This is a genomic window from Granulicella sp. S156, from assembly GCF_009766105.1.
Taxonomy (GTDB): domain Bacteria; phylum Acidobacteriota; class Terriglobia; order Terriglobales; family Acidobacteriaceae; genus Granulicella.
Genome location: NZ_LMUH01000025.1, coordinates 58,059 through 76,159 on the forward strand (window position 1 = coordinate 58,059; position 18,101 = coordinate 76,159).

Here is an 18,101-nt window from a genome sequence, read left to right on the forward strand (position 1 = left end):
GGATGCAACAGCCTGTATGATCTTCGACGCAGGTTGCGGCACAAAGTTTGACACGAAACGCGCGTGCTTGGACATTTATAGCCTGACCAAGTGGACCTTCACAGCTTTACAACGAAAACTCTTTGCCCTCGTATCTGCTAGCATCGAATTTCCAAGGCTCGACAGGGCTTGCCTTCTTACTGGTTCAGCAGCCTGTATGAAGTCTTGGACGTATCAATGCCACGTTCGCTATCCAATCCGACTGTTTCAGCCGTGCAAAAAATTGCAGTCAAGCCTCAGGACCGCGATCCGGTCGCTGCCGGCCAACGCGACGCTGCCTTCAACCGCTCAGCCAGCTTCAATTACTTCCTTTCTGATCGGGTCGAGGCGGGAGTGGCCCTGCGGGGTACCGAGGTCAAGTCCATCCGCGAGGGCAAGGCGAACCTCAAGGACGCCTATGGCCTGCTGAAAGACGGCGAGTGTTTCCTCCTGAACGCCCATATTGGCCCGTTTTCACACGGCAATAACATGAACCACGACTCGCTCCGCACCCGGAAGCTTCTACTGCACAAGCGAGAGATCGAAAGGCTCGAAGCCGCGACCAAGCAAAAAGGCTATACGCTCATCCCGGTAAAACTCTACTTCAAGAACGGGCGCGTAAAGTGCGAACTGGCCCTGGCCAAAGGCAAACAGGACTGGGACAAGCGCGCCACCGAGCGTGCCCGCGAAGGCGATAAGGAAGCCAAAGCCGCCATCGCGCGGTCGCAGCGCCGCTAATCTTTCACTTCGAGTACAAGTACTGACGGCTTCGCTCGCTTCATCGTGATCACCATCAAGACACTGACCAGGATAAAAAGCGTCCCGAGGATCGTCCGCACCCCTAGCGCTTCTCTACCCCAAAAGTACCCAAGCACCACGGCGACCAAAGGATTCACGTAGGCATAGGTTCCAACCTTTGTAGGCGATTCCCGATGAATCAGCCAAACATAAGCCGTAAACCCGACAATCGACCCCGCGACAATCAGATACACCAACGCCAGCCACGCCCCCTGTGAGACCGCCGCAGGCTGAAAGCCACGAAACTCTCCTCGCGCTGCTGCTGCCAGCGCCAGCAAGACTCCCCCAACAAGCATCTGCGCCCCAGAACTCATCCCCTTCGACTCAGGCAAAGGCAGCTTGCGTGACAGTATTGAAGCCGCCGACCAGCTTATAGCCCCGACAATCAGTGCCATGGCCCCCAGCCTGTCGATGGGTGCTCCGCCGAGGCGTACTGAATTGCTCGTCAGCACCGCGACTCCTCCTACGCCCATCAACAGCGCCAGAGCAAGGCGAACGGTGAGCTTTTGTGTTCGGAGGAATAAGATCTCAGCCAGTGCCGTAAACACCGGAATCGTGGCCATCATCACTGCGGCCAGCCCCGAAGGCACACGCCGCTCGGCCCAGAACAGCAACCCATAGTCCAACAAGAAGATCAGCACCGCGAGCAACAAAGCTGATAGCCATTGCCTCCGGGTAGGAGACCGCTCCCCTCGCGCAACCATCCATCCATAAAGGACAAGGCCTGCTGCCAGGAACCGCATGGCCGCCAACATTAAAGGCGGAACTTCACGCACGCCCACTCGAATCGCAAGAAACGTCGATCCCCATACGAGATAGATAATCGCGAAAGCCAGCAGGGTCTTCCCTGTTTGGCGATGAGTTTGGGCTTCCATTGACCTTCACTCTACCAATTTCTCCAGCCTGGGCTTGAGAGGTTAGCTCGCCGCCTTCATCCACATCCACGCGATACCATAGACGTGATGACCACTAAGCTGCTCTTCCAGGATCCTGCCTCCTTCGTCTCACCTCTCCTCACAGTCTTCGCCGTAGATACCGCCTCCGGCAAGGACGAGGCTCCCTCGCCCGCGCTGCTCACAACCTCTGGCACTCTCGTGAAAGCCGCCGCAACGTGGCTGGCGTCAGGTGAGTTCAAAGCCACGCTCGGCGAAACTCTCCTGCTGCACGCTCCTGCCAATGCAAAGGCAGAGCGGTTGCTCATCGTCGGCCTGGGTAAGGCAAAGTCACTCTCCATTCACGAAATTCGGAAGGGCGCTGGCGTCGCCGTCCGCTTTGCCAAACCGCGCAACCTTCGCGATCTCTCTATCGTTTTCCCGGAAGACAAAGCATCTCCAGAAGAGCTGCCCAACGGCCTGACCACGCGAGCCATCGCTGAAGGTGTCTTGGTCGCCGACTTCGACATCGATATCTACCGCAGCGATCGCAAAGACCTGAGCATCAATACCGCTTCAATCCTGCACACTGCGGCCGACAGTAAAGCTCAAGCCGAGATGCAGACCGGGCTCGACGAGGGCATCATTCTTGGCGAGTCACAGAACTTCGCACGCACGCTGGTAAACGAGCCGGGCAACGTGCTCACTCCTACCGAACTCGGCAAGCGCACCGCTGCCATGTGCTCGGAGTTCGGGCTGCAGTGCGAGGTTCATTCCATCGACAAAATCCTCGAGCTCAAGATGGGCGCCTTCGCCGCTGTCACGCAGGGCTCGGTTGAGCCACCCGCGCTGATCGTCATGCGCTACGAGCCAACTACACCCCCTGCGGCGGATGCTCCTGTGATTGGCCTGGTCGGCAAAGGCATTACCTTCGATACCGGCGGCATTTCCATCAAGCCCGCTGAAAACATGGACAAGATGAAGTACGACATGGCCGGCGCCGCCGCCATGATCGGCGCGATGCGCGCTATCGCGCAGCTCAAGCCCAATGTTCGCGTGATCTCCGTCGTCTGTTCGTGTGAGAACATGCCCGACGGCAAGGCCTTTAAACCCGGCGACGTTATCACCGCGATGTCGGGCAAGACAATCGAGATACTCAACACCGACGCCGAAGGCCGCCTCGTTCTTGCCGACGGCCTGCACTATGCACAGCAGCTAGGCGCAACGCGGCTCATCAATGCCGCCACGCTCACCGGAGCTATCGGGGTTGCGCTCGGCCTGCTGAATGCCGGCCTCTTCTCTAACGACGACGCCACGGTCGAGCAGTTCACGAATACGTTGCCCGTTTCGGGGGAGAAGTTCTGGCGCATGCCCTGCACCGACGACTATCGCGAACAGATCAAGAGCCAGATCGCTGACATCATGAACACCGGCGGCTCGCGCTACGGAGGAGCCACTACTGCTGCGATGTTCCTGAAGGAGTTCGTCGGCGAGACCCCCTGGATTCACCTCGACATCGCTGGCACCGCCTGGATCGAGGAGATAAAACCGTGGCAGTCGAAAGGCCCCAGCGGCGTCGCCGTCCGCAGCATCACCGAGTGGGTCCGCAGCTACGCGAGCTGAAGCGCCCTGTCATCACCTGACTCACAACTGACGAACTCAAAACTGATCACTGAACGAAACCGCTAACCCTATTCGCTCAACAGAACCCAGGCTGCCGAAAACTGCCTGGGTTCTGTTGCGTCCGCATACACTACACCCATGCGCCGAGCGGTCCTACTCTACAACCCGACTTCAGGTCGCCGCGGCCACCGAACCTATTACATAGAGAGCATTGCGGCAGCTCTCCGTGCCCAGAACATCGACGTCCACATCCTACCTACCGAAGCTCCCGGAACCGCAGGCCGACCGGTAGCGGAAGCCTGCGTTGATGGCGCTGAAATCGTATTCGCCTGCGGTGGTGATGGCACCGTTCACGAAGCCCTGCAAGGCATGATCTGGCAAACCCGGACAGCTCTTGGGGTGATCCCCTTGGGCACGGCCAATGCCCTTGCCAGGCATCTTCAACTTTCGCTCGATCCAGTGCGAGCTGCGCTACAGCAGCTCAACCGCGAACCGCAGACCATCCCTGTCGGACAGATCACTTATCAGACGCCGCAGGGCGAACGCTCGCGCTACTTCATTGTGATGGCCGGGGCCGGGCCGGACGGAGCACTCGTCTACAAGATGCTCACAGTGGGCAAACAGCGACTCGGACGCCTCAGCTACTATCTGCGAGCCGCACGTCTTTTCAGCCGCACACGCTTCGGCCCGTTCCCTGTTCAGGTCGCCCAGCAAGACTGTACCGAACCCACGCAACTCGAAGCTGTAAGCGCCATGGCCGTTCGCGTCGGAGACCTGGGAGGCCTCTTCAGCCCGCTGGTTCGCGGAGCCTCCCTCGAACACCCGCACCTGCGTCTCACGCTTGCTGCCCCGCCCGCGAACGTGTCGCTACCCGCATGGTTCGCACTGAGCTGGAGCCGTCTTCACCGCTGGAACCCGCACGTCCGCACCCTGGAGGTCGAAAGCTTTACCTGCGGCTCCGGCAACGCTAATCCTGTACAGGTGCAGGCGGACGGCGAGTGGCTCGGGCATACTCCCATGACCGTACGCTTGATCCCGAATGCGCTTCGGCTACTGATGCCTCGCTGAAAGGTTCACTGTGTCGCCAACCAAGGAGACAATCTTTAACACAGAGGACGCGGAGGTTTCGCGGGGGTCGCGATGGCATTCGTGGCGGCCTCCGCGAAACCTCTGCGCCCTCTGCGTTAAAAGCACTCGACTATAGCTACACCTAGCCTATCCGTTGTAACTATTGCGCCAATTGCTCTATGAGCTGTACGGCCCAAAGCGAGCTTTAATGTTTCCTTCTTCCACGGCATCGTCCAGCACGATCACTTCATACTGCTTGCCGCCGGGTGACACCCGCACAACGATGTGCCCCTGCTGACTCAGCATCCTGTCGGAAAGCCTCGCATCGGCCAGGCTCGCAGCATGGACCAGGCCTGTGGCCAAAACGTCGCGATCTCCCGAGTAAAGAATGGGGCTATACAACCGGTCTAGAACCTGTAGGGCTGGATGCGAGGCATGCCACGTCTGAATGATGTAGATGCGAGACCGCATGTCCCGGACAAACTCCGGCCCCGTCGCGTCGTAGTAACCATGGTGGTCAAGTGCTGAGACATTGACCGGGCCAGCCACCTTCGCTACGGCACTTTCTACATCCAGCCAGGGTTCCGTGCCGAACAGGGTGTCACAGGTCAAGTCTCCACCAATGTAATAACGAAAGTCTCCATAGCCGAACCGCAGCGCAATGGAGCACGCGTTTTCAGGAGGATATTGCTGAGGCTTCAACGTGCTCAAGGGCGGAAACGTGTGCTTTACGCCTTCGCCCTGCCCCGTCCAAACATCACCGTTGGCCGCGAGGTTCCGGATAGCAAACGAGGCATATTCCGTAGACTCATGCTGCAACACGATCTGGCTGGTGGAACCGACCTTCAGCTGTTCCACTTTGGTTCCGTGCTTTGCGGCAGAGCGCACAAAGCGAATGTAGTTCAGGGTTGCGTCATAGGTTGCCGGCGCAGGGTAATCGTAACTGGGATATCCACGGTCGATAATTCGCCGAATGGGGATCAATTCAGCTACATCCGCAACGCCTGTCAGTCGATAGTCCCCTGCAGAAGAGACGGGCGAATCTGCTGTCACTTCTCCCATGTGATCGCCATGAAGATGCGTAAGGACAAAGTAGTCCAGTTCCCTCTTCGGTGTTGTTCGCAGATGACGGAGGGCATATCGCCTAATCCACTCGCCAGGACGGCGCGAATCATTCGGGCGCGCTGGCCCCAGAGCATCTGTCGGACCCTTCGTAGCACCAGCATCCACCATGATGGAGGTTCCATCGGGACAGATCGCCAGCATCGAATTTCCGCGCCCGGTAGAGATGTGATGAATATCCAGAAAGCCACGCTGCCAGGGCTCCATGGGCCCTCCCGCAATCGAGGCCCCAAGGGCCTGCATCTGAGGAGAAGCGATAAGAGCGAAACTCGCTGCGGATCCCCACAGAAAGTGGCGCCTGCTGATTTCTTCTGGCATGATGCCCTCCCGCTTCCTGGCTACGGTTTCGTACAGGCCCACTACATGGCAGACGGCACAGTAATCCCCAACCATCCGAGTACGCGTACCAGTTCCCTGCGTGCCACCGCAGCCGTAGCCAGCAGCAGCGTCTTTCGAGCCTCATCCGTCTCCGTCAGGATATGGTGACGGTGATAGAAGTTGTTGAACTGCTGCGCGAGCTGGAACGCATACCTGGCCAGCATGGCAGGTTCGGCTGCGGCAATGGCCTGCTCCAGCACCAGCGATAAGCGAGACGCCGTGAGCCACACCTCCCACACACTCGTCCCTTCCTCGCCAGCAAGCATGGAGGTGAGATCGAGAGATGCCACCGCAGACAATGCCGTCTCCGCGGTTACTCCCGCTTTGCGGAAGATGTTTGCCGCACGTACCGCAGCATACTGGGCATACGGACCGGTCTCACCATCAAAGCTCAAGGCATCTTGAAAATCGAAAGCGATAACGGTGTTGCGCGTAAATCGCAACGTGAAGAACCGCAGTGCACCCACGCCGATCGCAGTAGCAATCTCTGCACGCTCAGCCTCATCCAACTCCGGATGCCGAGCATCAACTTCAGTCCTTGCCGCGACGATCATGCGGTCGATCAGGTCGTCGGCTTTCACGCCGAAGCCCTTGCGTCCGCTCACCTCAATAAAAGCTCGCGCCTTGTCTTCTTCGCTCAGCACATAGCCGAGTTCGGTGGCACAGCGTGGGGTGAGCGCGACCATCGCGTAGTTCAGATGCGTATAGCGGTCAGCTTCGGCCTCGTATCCCATTCCGCGCAGAGCCTCTTTCACCTGCGCCTGAGGATCGTCCTGCCGTGAGTCGATGACGTTGTAGATCGCATTCGCGTGGCCGAAGCTCGGGTGAGGTTCCTCGCCGTGCATCGTCGAGATCCAGCAGGTGTGCGTCGGATACTCGTGAAATTTTGCGTAACCGAAGTCCTTGCCCAACAACCCGAACTTCCACAGATGGTAGGCGATGTCTTTGCCTACGTAGGTCACGGTTCCGTTGGAGCGAATAATGATCTTTGCGTCCTCGTCGGGGCCATCCAGCGTAGCCTCAACCCCAGCCCTGCGCATGACCCAGCAACCCTTGTTCTTGCCCTCGGTCTCGAGATAGAGCACGCCCTTCTCTACCATCAACTGTCGAGCCGTCTCCCAGAAGTGCAGGTGCAGAATCTCACTCTCACGCGGTAGGAAGTCATATTCGATCCCAAGCCTCTCCATCGTCTGCAGATGCCTCCGCAATACTCCGGTTGAGATCAACTCCGCGATCTCGGCCGTATCGTTTCCACCGGCTTCGATCTTGTGCAGCGTATCGAGGCGAAGTTGCTTCCGTGCAGCCGCCTGCACGGGATCGCCGTCATACCACTGCGATACGGCGGCATACAGATCCCAGCACGCGTAGTCGAGCCGTGTATTGGTCTCCAGCAGTTCGGTCAGCCACCCACGAACATCGTCGAGCGTCATGCCCTTTACCGCAGTCACAGCGACGACAATATCCGCAACCTGCACGCCGGTGTTGTCGATGTAGTTCTGCACACCGGTTTCATAGCCCGGCTTGAATTCATCCGGCTTGAGCATCCGCGCGAAGCTGTCACCCAGAATCGCGTTGCGCAGATGCCCTACATGGGCTGCCTTATTGGGGTTGATACTCGTATGTTCGACCAGCCGAAATCCCGCGCCACCGACACTGGCATGTTCGTCGGCCGCAATGCGTTGTGCCGTCGCAGCACGATCGAGCTTCAGGTTTAGATAGCCCGCGCCCGCAATCTCCACCGAGGCGACGCCTGGAATCTCAGCAAGCGCCGATTGCAGCTCCTGCGCGATCGCGCGCGGAGCCTTCTTCAGCCGCTTCGCCAGTTCAAACGCAACCGGCAGCGCCATCTCACCGAACTCGATCTTCGGTGGCAGCTCCACAGCAAGGTTGGTCAGCTCGATACCGTACTTTTCGGCGAGCAGCGATTGAATACGTACTTGAATAGCTTGTTGCAGTGTGCGATACATGCGGTCAACTCTCGCGTGAAATTCTGTTTCCTAGTTCTGTTCATTCTTTACTGTTTTAGGGGAGCGCCGTCGGAAGCGTTTCAATCTCCACCAGCAATGGCTTGCGGCGGCTGCTCTGGAAGCGATGAATCAGGAACATGCCTCCCCCAACCGCAGTAATACTCACCAATAGCCACGCGTGAATCAGCAAACCAAAGATACCGCCTGAGGACACCGTCGCTCCGTGCCGAATCAGCGCATCTTTGCAGGCCCACTCGAACGGCCCGATCCCGCCGGGCGAACTGGGGATCAGAAACGAAAGATTGGCCTGCGCAACAGCCTGCCACGGCCCTGCCCAATCCGTCTGAAGCCCAACCAGATGGGCGGCTGAAACATATAGCAGCCCCTCAAAAAACCACGCGACGAAACTGTACCCTACCAGCCCCAGGGTGCCCAGTACGCCGATCTGACGAATGCAGTCCAGAGCCAGCAGCAGCCAGTGTTCGAGCTTAGCCAGCTTTTCATTCTTCGTTCGCGCGAATAGACGCTTGACCGGCTGTTCCAGCACACGGGCACCAAACACCAGCACCAGAAGCCCCACCGTCGAAACTGCGATTCCGACCTCGGCTCCCACCAGTAGATGCTGAGAGACGTCCTTACTGAAGTGGATCGTTACGACAAACAGGATCGCGAGCGTGAAGATATCGAGCAGCTTTTCGAGGATCACCGTGCTCAGGATGATCGAAGGCGTCGCATTCAGATCCCCGGAGTAGGTGAAGATTCGCATCACGTCGCCGATGCGCAGCGGCAGAATGTTATTTGCCGCTAGCGATGTCATGAAGACCCTTGCGCATGCCGAAAAGCGCGCGCCAACGCTGCGCAGCATACGCCACCACCGATAGCAGCGGACGGTGTACCCAGCCACGCTGAAGACGACAACTCCCGCAATCCAGATTGGGGCCTCAAGACGGACATTCTTGAAGTCAGCCAGCTTGAATCCTTTGAAGGTGAACCACAGGAAAAAGGCGCTGATCAAAAAACCCGGCAGTGTCTTCAGCAAACTCAGCCGGCGCTCGCGCGTCACAGGCGCGCTCCATCGACCCGCAACCCTGCGACCCTATCTAAACGTGGAATGAAATGGTTCATAGACACTTCTTCCATTGTATCGTCCGCCTCATTCTGGCAGGACAATCGCAGGAGCAAGAGGATGAAACCTTTCGATTCGTTCTATTTCCTGTTCATGCTACTGCCCCGGCTCGGATACCCTAACCAAGGCACAAACATCGCACGAGGACCGATTGACCGAAGCAAACTCAGGACGTACATCGAAAATCTGGAGCAGACGCACATGGGCTGCATTACTCGTCGGATTGACACTGCTTACCGTGTTCGTTCAGGGATATCACCCACTGGCCGAGGACGGCGGCCTTTACGTCGCCGGGGTGGAGTACACGCTCGATCACTCACTGTTCCCGCATTACACCGACTTCGTCCGCGAACACCTGCGCTTTTCTCTCTTTGCTCCGATGGTTGCGACCATGGTGCGGCTCACGCATCTTTCGCTCGCGTGGGTGCTCTTCGTCATCGATCTTCTAAGCGTGTGGCTGACGCTCTTCGCCGCACGCCAGGTTCTGCGCCGTTGCATTGCCAGTGAACCCGCCCAGGTCGCCGGCATCGCGCTGCTGGGTGCGTGGTGGACGATGCCTATTGCCGGCACTTCGCTTATGTTGATGGACCCCTACGTCACAGCGCGGAGCCTATCCACACCGCTATCATTGCTGGCAGTAGCCTTCGCCCTGGACGCTTGGCCACGCCCCCTGATTCGCTCCCGCTCACTTCAAGGTTGTGCGCTTTGTCTTGCGATTGCTGTATGGCTGCACCCCCTGATGGCGGCCTATGCCCTGGCGTTTGTCATCGTCCTTCGCGTATCGAGACTGCGCAAACGCATCCTTGCCTGGACGATTCTGGCGGCCTCTGCTGTTCTTGTCGCCGCCATTCTGCAGGCGCTCGCGCCGCCGGAGTCTCCTGCATTATTGGCAGCGATCATCACACGCTACTACTGGTTTCTCTCGCAATGGCACTGGTTTGAATTGCTCGGCCTCGCTGGGCCGCTGGCCGTGCTGGCAGCAATCTTTCACTGGCGTTACGCTGCGCTGAGCGAATCGGCTCGCGTGCTCTGCCAGTCTTGCTTCGTGCTGGGAGCCATTGCCACACTCGACGTTTTACTCTTCGCTCACGAGAGCGCTTCGGTGCATGTGCTGGCGAAGTTGCAATTGCTGCGTGTCTATATCCTGCTCTATGCCGTAATGGCCATGCTGCTCGGCGCAACGCTATGGCAGCTGGGCAGCGAAGCTAGTAAGCGGGTACGCACGCTGCCGTGGGTTCTGAGGTCTGTCCCAGCGATCTTTATCATCGCCATGGCTGCGGTAATGGGCTTCGTCCAGCGGCAGAGCTTCCCCTCGTCGTTCCATCTGGAGCTACCGTGGCGCGCTGCGCAGAACCCCAATCCCTGGGTCCAGGCCTTCCTGTGGGCGAAACAGAACACGCCACAAGATGCGCTCTTTGCGCTCGACGCTCGCTACGTCAACACCGATGGCGAAGACGCGCAGACCTTTCGTGCCATCGCATTGCGTAGCGCCATTCCGGACTACTCCAAGGATGGCGGCGAAGCCTCGATCACTCCGCCACTGGCGCCGCTATGGCAACAGGGAGCCGCCGCCCAGAAAGATCTCAGCAATCAGACCGACACCGTTCGCGACGCGAATCTACGGGGCTTCGGTACGACATGGATGGTGCTGCATTCCAACGCCCCTACCGCTCATCCCTGTCCCTACGACAATGGGACGGTCAAAGTCTGCCAGCTCAGTTCGCCGTAGGGACAGTTGTAGCGCTCGCAGGCACCACTTTCAGAACCACGCTCTCCTGGTCCTTACTTTCAAACTGCGAGTAGAAAGTCCGAAGTTCGGCGTAGTCCTTCGGAAGCACAAGGGTACCGCCAAACATGTAGCTTCTCCGCGTCGTAAAGTTCTTAGGAGCCGCTACCACTGACATTGAGTACACAGCCAACTGCGGGATTCCCAACTTGGCCTCTGTGGGAACCGCTTCCGTTACGAACTGCTCGGGAAAATTCACGCGTAGCGCATCCTGCACGGCCTGTGGATAGTGAAAGTACACTGCAAGCTCACGCTTCTCGTGCGGGAACGTCGCAGTCGAACCGGCAAGGAACAGGTCCGCTGGCATCAGCAACCGCTTGCCCGTCGCGGTCCCAAGTGTTCCCTTCACCTCATAGGACACGATGAGCGGCTTCTCGTAGTCGTCGAGACCCTTGATCTCCGAAACCTTCACCTCCAACGACTTGGGCAACATATTTTCCAGGTGCGTACGCAGGGCATGCTTCAGGCTCTCCTCATCCCCACGCAGAGAAGTCTGTCTCCAACTCAAAGCCGGTGCACCGGAAAACGTGAGGTCGATCTTCCCAGTAATCTCGCCCTTGTCGTTCATGTAGAGGTTTGCTATGCGTATCGTCTTGTTGTCTGCGTAAGAGTCAACAAGCGTCAGCGCAAAACCGGTGCCAGCGTCGGTCTGACGAATTCCCTGAACATCGGTATGTTGCCACGCAACGTGCCCATAGCGGCAGTACCGCGATCCAGGATCGAAGAACTGCTCTTTGCCATCAACGTTCACGATCGCAATCACGTCGTCGAACTGCTGCATGTTCATCCACATCGGAGTGAACAGTCTCTCTGACCTGTCGGGGACCAGCATCAGATAGGCTTTCATCCCGGCGACCCGTGCCATGGCAACAAACAATTCCGTCAACTGCGTCGAGCTGCCGCGCTTATGAGTCAGTACGTCGGCGACCTTGTTGACGGGCCCTTCACCCGAAGCCTTGTCCTCGAGCTTCCCATGCTCACGAGTAAAGTCGGTATTCTCCAGAGCCATTACGGCTGCATAAATCTTCCGCAGTTTCTCATCCTGGGTATTTGCACCGGCAATGATTCCCTGCGTTGCGCTCGTCAGTTCCGAGCTGACGCTGGAGAAGTTGTTTGCGGCTTTTGACCAGTGTTTGCCTGCTGAATTCCAGTAGTCCTGAACAGACCGATACTCGCTGAAGTTATACAACACGCGATAACTGAAGCTTGCAATCGGAGGCATGTACTCTTCCTTGGGCATAGGAGGAACATCCTTCACGACAAGGTCGTACACCTGCTGATCTCTTCCCAGGTGACCGGTACCTGGAGTTGTATGGCTAACGATTTTGGCGTCCGCAGGAAGAATTGGAAACCAGGTAATACTGTTGATCGGCGCTCCTGTCTCGCCACTGGTCAACTCCTCCGTCGTCGGATACCAGGTATAGTGCGCGGCCTTCAGATAAAGGTCACCCTGAATGTACCAGTCTGGCGCCTCGAAGGAATGGTCACCATAACGTGTCGAATAGCGGTACTCAATGATGCTCCCAACCTCTACGTCAGGCAGGGTAAAGACCTTTTCCTGAACCTTGACCTCGGCAAAACTGAGCTTCTGAAGATCGACCCCCTGGAAGTTGACATCATGCTCTTTTTCCACCACCTTCAGATAGGGCTTGCCCGTAAACGGAATGACCTTGCCGTCGGCATGGATCGTGCGTCCTACGATATCGCCGACCATCGTGTCGTCACTCGCCTCCATTTCCAGTCCACGCGCGCTGGAAAACCGCAACTCGACATTCGCGTACTTCTTGCCTTCTTCCGTCAAAATCTTGATGCGGTCGTAGTGCTGCACCACATGCATATCGTCCTTTGTAATCTCCTCGCGATACAGCACGACTGCCGCAGCACCCGGATAGCCAGGGAGCGCGGTCATCGCCAGTTCCTCCGCCGTGGGCTTCACAAAAAGATCGCCGGCATGGGCCCGCACGCAGGACGAAAGTACAACAGCCAGCAGAGAAAAAGCATGTATGGCCTTTTGCCAACGGATAATGGAGGACCGCTGCATCATATTGTTCCTCGAACCTTCTTTCTTTCGCCTCTAGTACTTCAATTGCTTATTTGCGCTTCAACACAACAAGGCTCTGCTCGTCGGCTCCAATAATGCCCGCAAGCTTCCGCAGCTCGGGATACTTCTCCACCGGCAGCGAAATCTCGCGTTGGGTATAGATACGCCTGTAATGCAGAGTTTGCCCATGAAACTCGGTTGAACTTTCATAGCTGGCGAAACCAAAGTCCACCTTGACTGGATCGGGAAGTTCATCCACGGTATAGCCGGGCGGCAATTCGATATCGAAGTCGTCGTTAGCCTGCATCGTCTGGCGCAGGTCGATATCGACCTTGCGCTTCTCGTGATCGACAGGAATCGCCAGCGTGCCGAGCACACGCGGTCGTACCATCAACAGCGGACCGCTCGCTGATGCAAAGTGGCTTGCGGAGATCACATAACTGGTCGTCATGTCTTTGTTGAGCATGTCGGCGTTCTCCCCTTTCAGTCCAGTCAGCGAGGGCGCCGTGAAATCCTCCGCCACCACCCGATCCATGTACTCCTGTTGCTTCTTTGCATCTTCATGCGTAAAGAGGTAGCGCTCGTATTCCGCAAGGTCGCCAAACCGCTTCTCCGTCACTGTCCCCTTGAGAGTCCCATCGGCGTCGAGTTGAAAACTCGCTGAACGCCGAATGGTATTGAGCTTCGGGTCGAGCACAGGCAGTTGAAGCACCTGACTATTCGTGCCCTCTATCAGCACGCCGTAGCTTCCTTGCAGGTTGTTCTCAAGTTGACCGAAGGGTGTCTTGTCCCAGGTAGGATCGAAGATCAGATAGCGCTTGCCCGTCTTCGCGGTCACCACACTGTGCAGCTTTGGCGATTCATAACCCTGCGGGATTTCAATCGCACCGATCATGTGGTCACCGACGATCGAAGGATCATCGGGATCGACGACGCCGCGGTCCGTATCCACCATCAGCATCGCACTGTGAATGCCGGCACTCGAAAGCATCGCCGACAACAGCGCAGCCTTGTCCTTGCAATCTCCATAGCGCCCGCGAAAGATGTCGCCAGCCGCGTGCGGCTGATACCCGCCAACTCCCATCTCAATGACAAAGTAGCGAATCTTCTGCTGGACAAACTCACCGATCACTTCGGCTTTGTCGTAGAAATCAGTCTTGCCCTGCGTCAACTCAGCGGTCTTGGCGGCGATTTCCGGTGTAGTTGTAAGACGATCGTGCGACAGTCCGTAGTACCACTCGCCAATCCCCTGCCAGGTGCCGTCTTGCGGTACAGCCATTCCAGGCCCCGCGTAATGGATAGTCATACGCGCCTCCAACGATCTGGAGGCCGGACGCATCGGTACATGCTCCAGATCGATGGCCGGTTCGTTGTTCATGTCCCAGCGATAGCGATGATTCTCAAGATCGATACCGACAGTCTGTGGATGATGCGCCCACGTCGTCGTATAGGTGTAGCCAGGCGGCAGCACCAGCGTGAAGCTCTGTGTCAGCCGCGGAATATCCTCCTGGAAGAACCAGTTCGTCTCCGCCAGATAGGGCCGCTCGCGCTCCTCATACTCGAAGGCGACGATGCCACCAGGGTCGCGCCCAGGAGGGTCGGCAACCTTGGCCTTATCGTCAGAGTAGAGTTCTCCGTCTCCCGGAGGACTAAACTCCTGGATCTCGTTGTCTTTCAGCGCATACTCATGCCCCGCTGGGTCGATGCTCCACACATGCATGGACAACACTTTGGAATCCTTGTCGAACCATACCGACGGATAGCCATACTCTCGCCCCTGCGGCCGCAGAATCTTCACCACGTGCCGCACATGCTCGATGGCAGTTCCATTTGGCGCGATGGTATAGGTCGTCTCGTCCAGGAGCACAACGGCTTTGGTTGTTTCGGGAAAATTCGGCAGCGTCTGGTGAGCTGCAGTCCGCACCCAATCGGGAACACCGGTCGCCGCGTGGAGCGGTACAACCGCAATCGAAAGAAAAAAGCCGGCCACCCAGAATCGTACCGAACGTGCATAGGCCAGCAACTGCATTGGTGAATCTCCGTTCAAACGCGCCGCATGAAGGCATCAGCATGCCTAACGCAGGTCGCAGCCTGCCTAAATTTCATAACGAATGCGTGCCTGATTTATACGTTTGTCGAACGCCGGAATCAAGAGGCAAGATTTTGGGAACAAGCGTAGTCGTACATACGGACGAAAATAAGCACTGCAAAAAGGCCGACCCACCGCCGCCACTACAGACAAGAAGCTGATTCCCCACAGGATGGCAGAGAGAAAAACACCCGCCGTTTGTGCTACTTTAAAGAAAGAGCGAGCGGGTAGCTCAGTTGGTAGAGCATCGCCCTTTTAAGGCGTTGGTCCTGGGTTCGAGCCCCAGCCCGCTCACCACTTTCCCCTATTAAAAATCAGCAATGCGCTACGAGGTCGGCTTGTCCGGCACATCCATCCGCGCGTAAAAATCTTCAAGAAACCGTGGCCCATAGCCTTCCAGCAGCGACTCCACCCGCTGGGCCGATTCCGAGCTCACGATCAGCCCCGCATGATGGTGCTTGGGCAGCCGGTAGACGATCTCCGGATCGGCATAGGCCGAGAGATCAGGCTGCTCCTGACGCGCCAGGCAGATGACGCTGCCGGCATAGTCCTTGCGCAGCGCAGGAAGCCGGTAACGCTCTCCACGTAGCGCGGCAACCTCGATCCGCGCCCACTCCGCCCACGGATTCAGCCCGCTCGCGTACTCCACCACCTCGGCGATGAATGCGCCGCCTACCCTTGCCGCCGTCTCCAGAAAATAAAAACAACCATTCGAGTGGGCTTTGATGAATTCGCTGTGCGTAACGCCGTGGCTCATACCCAGCGCGGACAGGGTAGCCGCATGGATCGCACGTAGCGATACCGCGTCGCCGCTCGCACGGTCGAGCGTTCGCGTCGTAAAGACGCCGCCCTGGTGCATGGTCTGCATGGGCGGCTTGCCGTACTTGTGTGCTGCGGCAAACAATACCTCCCTGCCCCAGGTAACGCCTTCGACATGAAAGATCTCGCCAGGAACGAAGCACTCCAGCACATGTTCGCTGGCTGCATCGCCCATCTGTTCGAGCAGCGGCCAGATATTCTCCGGCTGCTCCACCCGTTTGATCCCAATGGCCGATGCGCTCGACCTCGGCTTCAGAAGCCAGGGTCCCTGAGTATTTTGCAGAAAATGGCGGACGTCTTCGTAGTTCACAACGGGTGAGAAGTCTGGAACCGGAACCCCGGCAGCCCTGGCTGCCGTCCTCATCGCCAGCTTGTCGCGAAAGAACCGCGTTGCGGTCTGCCCCATCCCTGGTAACCGCAGATGCTCGCGCAATAGCGCCGCCGTCTCAAGATCGAACTCATCCAGCGCGACGATACGGTCGATGTGGTGCTCGCGGGCATAGTAGGTGACGGTGTTGAGCACCTGTTCCGGCGTCAGGCCTACGGGCATGGTGTGAAATGCCGTAAGCGCGTCTTTAGGCCAGTCCCCGTGTGCATGCTTCTCGGTTGTCAGCAGCGTAACGTCGCAACCAAGCGCAGCAGCCTCGCGCAGAAACGCCTGCCCTTTTTCGTAGGTGCTGATGCAAAATATCGCCGGCTTTCGCTCTGTGCCCACCGCCATAGCCCACCCTCCGCCGTCTTTGCTGTTTCCTGTTAACTGCCCTGCAGCTTCCGCACAATGTTCGTTGTCGAAAAACCTTCGACCGTGGGCACGATCTCGACTCGCCCGCCGTGGGCCATTACATCCTCATATCCCACGACATTCTCCGCAATATAGTCTCCGCCCTTTACAAGAACATCAGGTTTCACCGTGCGAATTAATTCCAGAGGGGTATCTTCTTCAAACAACACGACGGCATCCACTGCCGCCAGGGCTGCCATCACCCGCGATCGTTCGCGATCGCCCACAATCGGCCGCGAAGGCCCCTTGAGCCGCCGGATCGAGTCGTCCGAGTTCAACCCCAATACCAGCTTCGAGCCGAAACGCCGACAGTCTTCAAGCAGGGTAATGTGACCGACATGCAGCAGATCAAAGCAACCGTTGGTAAAAACGATGCTCTCGCCGGCCGCACGCCACTCCTTGATACGCTGGGTTAATCGGTCGCCATCGAGAATCTTCTCCGCGCCCGAAATGCCACTCGAAGGTGTCAGCGCAGCGACCAACTCGTGGCGCGCAATGGGAACCGTGCCCACCTTCGCTACCACAATGCCAGCCGCGAGGTTCGCCAACTCCACCGCTGTCTCATTTTTCAGCCCCGCAGCCAAGCAAGCAGCCAATGTCGCAATTACGGTATCGCCCGCACCGGAGACGTCGTACACCTCACGCGCTCGTGCCGGCGAGTGATACATCCCCGCATCTGAAAGAACGCGGATCCCCTTCTCGCTCATCGTGACCGTCAGAAACTTCAGGTCGTGTTCGAGACGCTGCGCCTCGCCCGCAGCCAGCAACGCCTCCAGCTCGTGCATCGAAACGCCCGTCGCCGCCGCGAGTTCATTCAGGTTCGGACACACTGTTGTCGCGCCGGAGTACTTGCTGAAGTCGGGCGACTTGGGGTCGGCCAGCACGGGAATGCCTGTCTGCCTTGCGGTACGGATTACAACCTCACACAACTCCGCCGAAAGCGCGCCCTTTGCATAGTCCGAAAGCACCACAGCGTGTACCTTCGGAATAAGCTGTTCTACACGCTCCTGCAGGCGTTGCCGGTCGATGGCGGCAGGGCTATCGCGGCTCTCGATATCCAGCCGCAGAAGCTGTTGCATACGCCCAAGAATGCGTGTCTTAGAGATCGTCGGCAATGCCGTCGAGACGACCCCCGCCGTATCGATCTTCGCAGCATCAAGAGCCGCAGATAGCTCTCGCTGCTCCGTATCGCTGCCCCAGAAACCGGCCAGAAGCGCCTGACAGCCCAATCCCGCAAGGTTCATTGCGACGTTAGCCGCCCCACCCGGCCGCTCATAGCGCTGCGCGTGCCGCAATACGGGCACTGGCGCCTCCGGCGAGATGCGATCGACCTCACCGAGAATATAGCGATCAAGCATCAAATCGCCCACCACCAACACCTTCAGGTTGCTGAAACCACCCTCCAGCAGCGCCAGAACCTCATGTATCTCCTGCATTATCAACTTCTCTTCTCCTCAAGTAGGGGCAGCTTCCGGATAGCGTGCACCTGAGCCTTTCTCAGATGCTCCTGAGTGGCCTGCCAAGCTTCTTCGCCCCCAATAGACAAGATGCATTTCTTGCCCTGCACGACGCACGTCTCCAAAAGGCAGCCGCCGCACTCCACCCAGTGGAGC

At 57.9% G+C, this 18,101-nt stretch carries 12 protein-coding genes and 1 tRNA gene; 5 read left to right on the forward strand and 8 right to left on the reverse strand.

Annotated elements, in window-relative coordinates:
• Positions 1-216: 216 nt before the first annotated feature.
• A complete protein-coding gene (smpB, locus tag GSQ91_RS19105; RefSeq protein WP_158823363.1) occupies positions 217-756 on the forward strand; it encodes an SsrA-binding protein SmpB in 540 nt (179 codons plus the stop codon).
• On the opposite strand, the gene GSQ91_RS19110 is transcribed toward smpB, so the two are convergent.
• The gene (locus GSQ91_RS19110) at positions 753-1,691 is read right to left on the reverse strand and encodes an EamA family transporter (protein WP_158823364.1); all 939 of its coding nucleotides are present in this window, start codon (positions 1,689-1,691) and stop codon (positions 753-755) included. The two genes, smpB and GSQ91_RS19110, sit on opposite strands and share 4 nt — an antisense overlap.
• An 87-nt stretch (positions 1,692-1,778) precedes the next feature.
• Between GSQ91_RS19110 and GSQ91_RS19115 the strand changes: the two genes are divergently transcribed.
• Complete coding sequence (locus tag GSQ91_RS19115; protein ID WP_158823365.1) at positions 1,779-3,311, forward strand: leucyl aminopeptidase; 1,533 nt, start codon at positions 1,779-1,781, stop codon at positions 3,309-3,311.
• Between the two features lie 138 nt (positions 3,312-3,449).
• A complete protein-coding gene (locus GSQ91_RS19120; protein ID WP_158823366.1) occupies positions 3,450-4,379 on the forward strand; it encodes a diacylglycerol kinase family protein in 930 nt (309 codons plus the stop codon).
• A 177-nt stretch (positions 4,380-4,556) separates the two neighbouring features.
• On the opposite strand, the gene GSQ91_RS19125 is transcribed toward GSQ91_RS19120, so the two are convergent.
• The 3 genes from GSQ91_RS19125 to GSQ91_RS19135 are packed head-to-tail and all read right to left on the reverse strand — an operon-like array spanning position 4,557 to position 8,909.
• Positions 4,557-5,819 (reverse strand): ComEC/Rec2 family competence protein, encoded by a 1,263-nt coding sequence (locus tag GSQ91_RS19125; protein WP_158823367.1) that lies wholly within the window; start codon positions 5,817-5,819, stop codon positions 4,557-4,559.
• 41 nt (positions 5,820-5,860) lie between these two features.
• Positions 5,861-7,846, reverse strand: coding sequence for an arginine--tRNA ligase (locus tag GSQ91_RS19130; protein ID WP_158823368.1), 1,986 nt, complete (start codon positions 7,844-7,846; stop codon positions 5,861-5,863).
• Between the two features lie 55 nt (positions 7,847-7,901).
• Positions 7,902-8,909: a lysylphosphatidylglycerol synthase transmembrane domain-containing protein gene (locus GSQ91_RS19135; protein ID WP_158823369.1), complete on the reverse strand. Its 1,008-nt coding sequence runs from the start codon at positions 8,907-8,909 to the stop codon at positions 7,902-7,904.
• A gap of 214 nt (positions 8,910-9,123) precedes the next feature.
• On the opposite strand from GSQ91_RS19135, the gene GSQ91_RS19140 reads away from it, so the two are divergent.
• Positions 9,124-10,701: a hypothetical protein gene (locus tag GSQ91_RS19140; RefSeq protein WP_158823370.1), complete on the forward strand. Its 1,578-nt coding sequence runs from the start codon at positions 9,124-9,126 to the stop codon at positions 10,699-10,701.
• On the opposite strand, the gene GSQ91_RS19145 is transcribed toward GSQ91_RS19140, so the two are convergent.
• Both GSQ91_RS19145 and GSQ91_RS19150 read right to left on the reverse strand, forming a co-directional pair.
• Positions 10,688-12,802: a transglutaminase domain-containing protein gene (locus tag GSQ91_RS19145; protein ID WP_158823371.1), complete on the reverse strand. Its 2,115-nt coding sequence runs from the start codon at positions 12,800-12,802 to the stop codon at positions 10,688-10,690. The two genes, GSQ91_RS19140 and GSQ91_RS19145, sit on opposite strands and share 14 nt — an antisense overlap.
• A 46-nt stretch (positions 12,803-12,848) precedes the next feature.
• On the reverse strand, positions 12,849-14,828 hold the full coding sequence (locus GSQ91_RS19150; protein ID WP_158823372.1) for a DUF3857 domain-containing protein: 1,980 nt from the start codon (positions 14,826-14,828) through the stop codon (positions 12,849-12,851).
• Between the two features lie 281 nt (positions 14,829-15,109).
• On the opposite strand from GSQ91_RS19150, the gene GSQ91_RS19155 reads away from it, so the two are divergent.
• Positions 15,110-15,185, forward strand: a tRNA-Lys gene (locus GSQ91_RS19155).
• 28 nt (positions 15,186-15,213) lie between these two features.
• Here the strand turns inward: GSQ91_RS19155 and GSQ91_RS19160 are convergent.
• Both GSQ91_RS19160 and hldE read right to left on the reverse strand, forming a co-directional pair.
• Complete coding sequence (locus GSQ91_RS19160; RefSeq protein WP_158823373.1) at positions 15,214-16,428, reverse strand: acetyl-CoA carboxylase biotin carboxylase subunit family protein; 1,215 nt, start codon at positions 16,426-16,428, stop codon at positions 15,214-15,216.
• Positions 16,429-16,460: 32 nt separating this feature from the next.
• Positions 16,461-17,924: a bifunctional D-glycero-beta-D-manno-heptose-7-phosphate kinase/D-glycero-beta-D-manno-heptose 1-phosphate adenylyltransferase HldE gene (gene hldE / locus GSQ91_RS19165; protein ID WP_371417129.1), complete on the reverse strand. Its 1,464-nt coding sequence runs from the start codon at positions 17,922-17,924 to the stop codon at positions 16,461-16,463.
• Positions 17,925-18,101 lie beyond the last annotated feature (177 nt).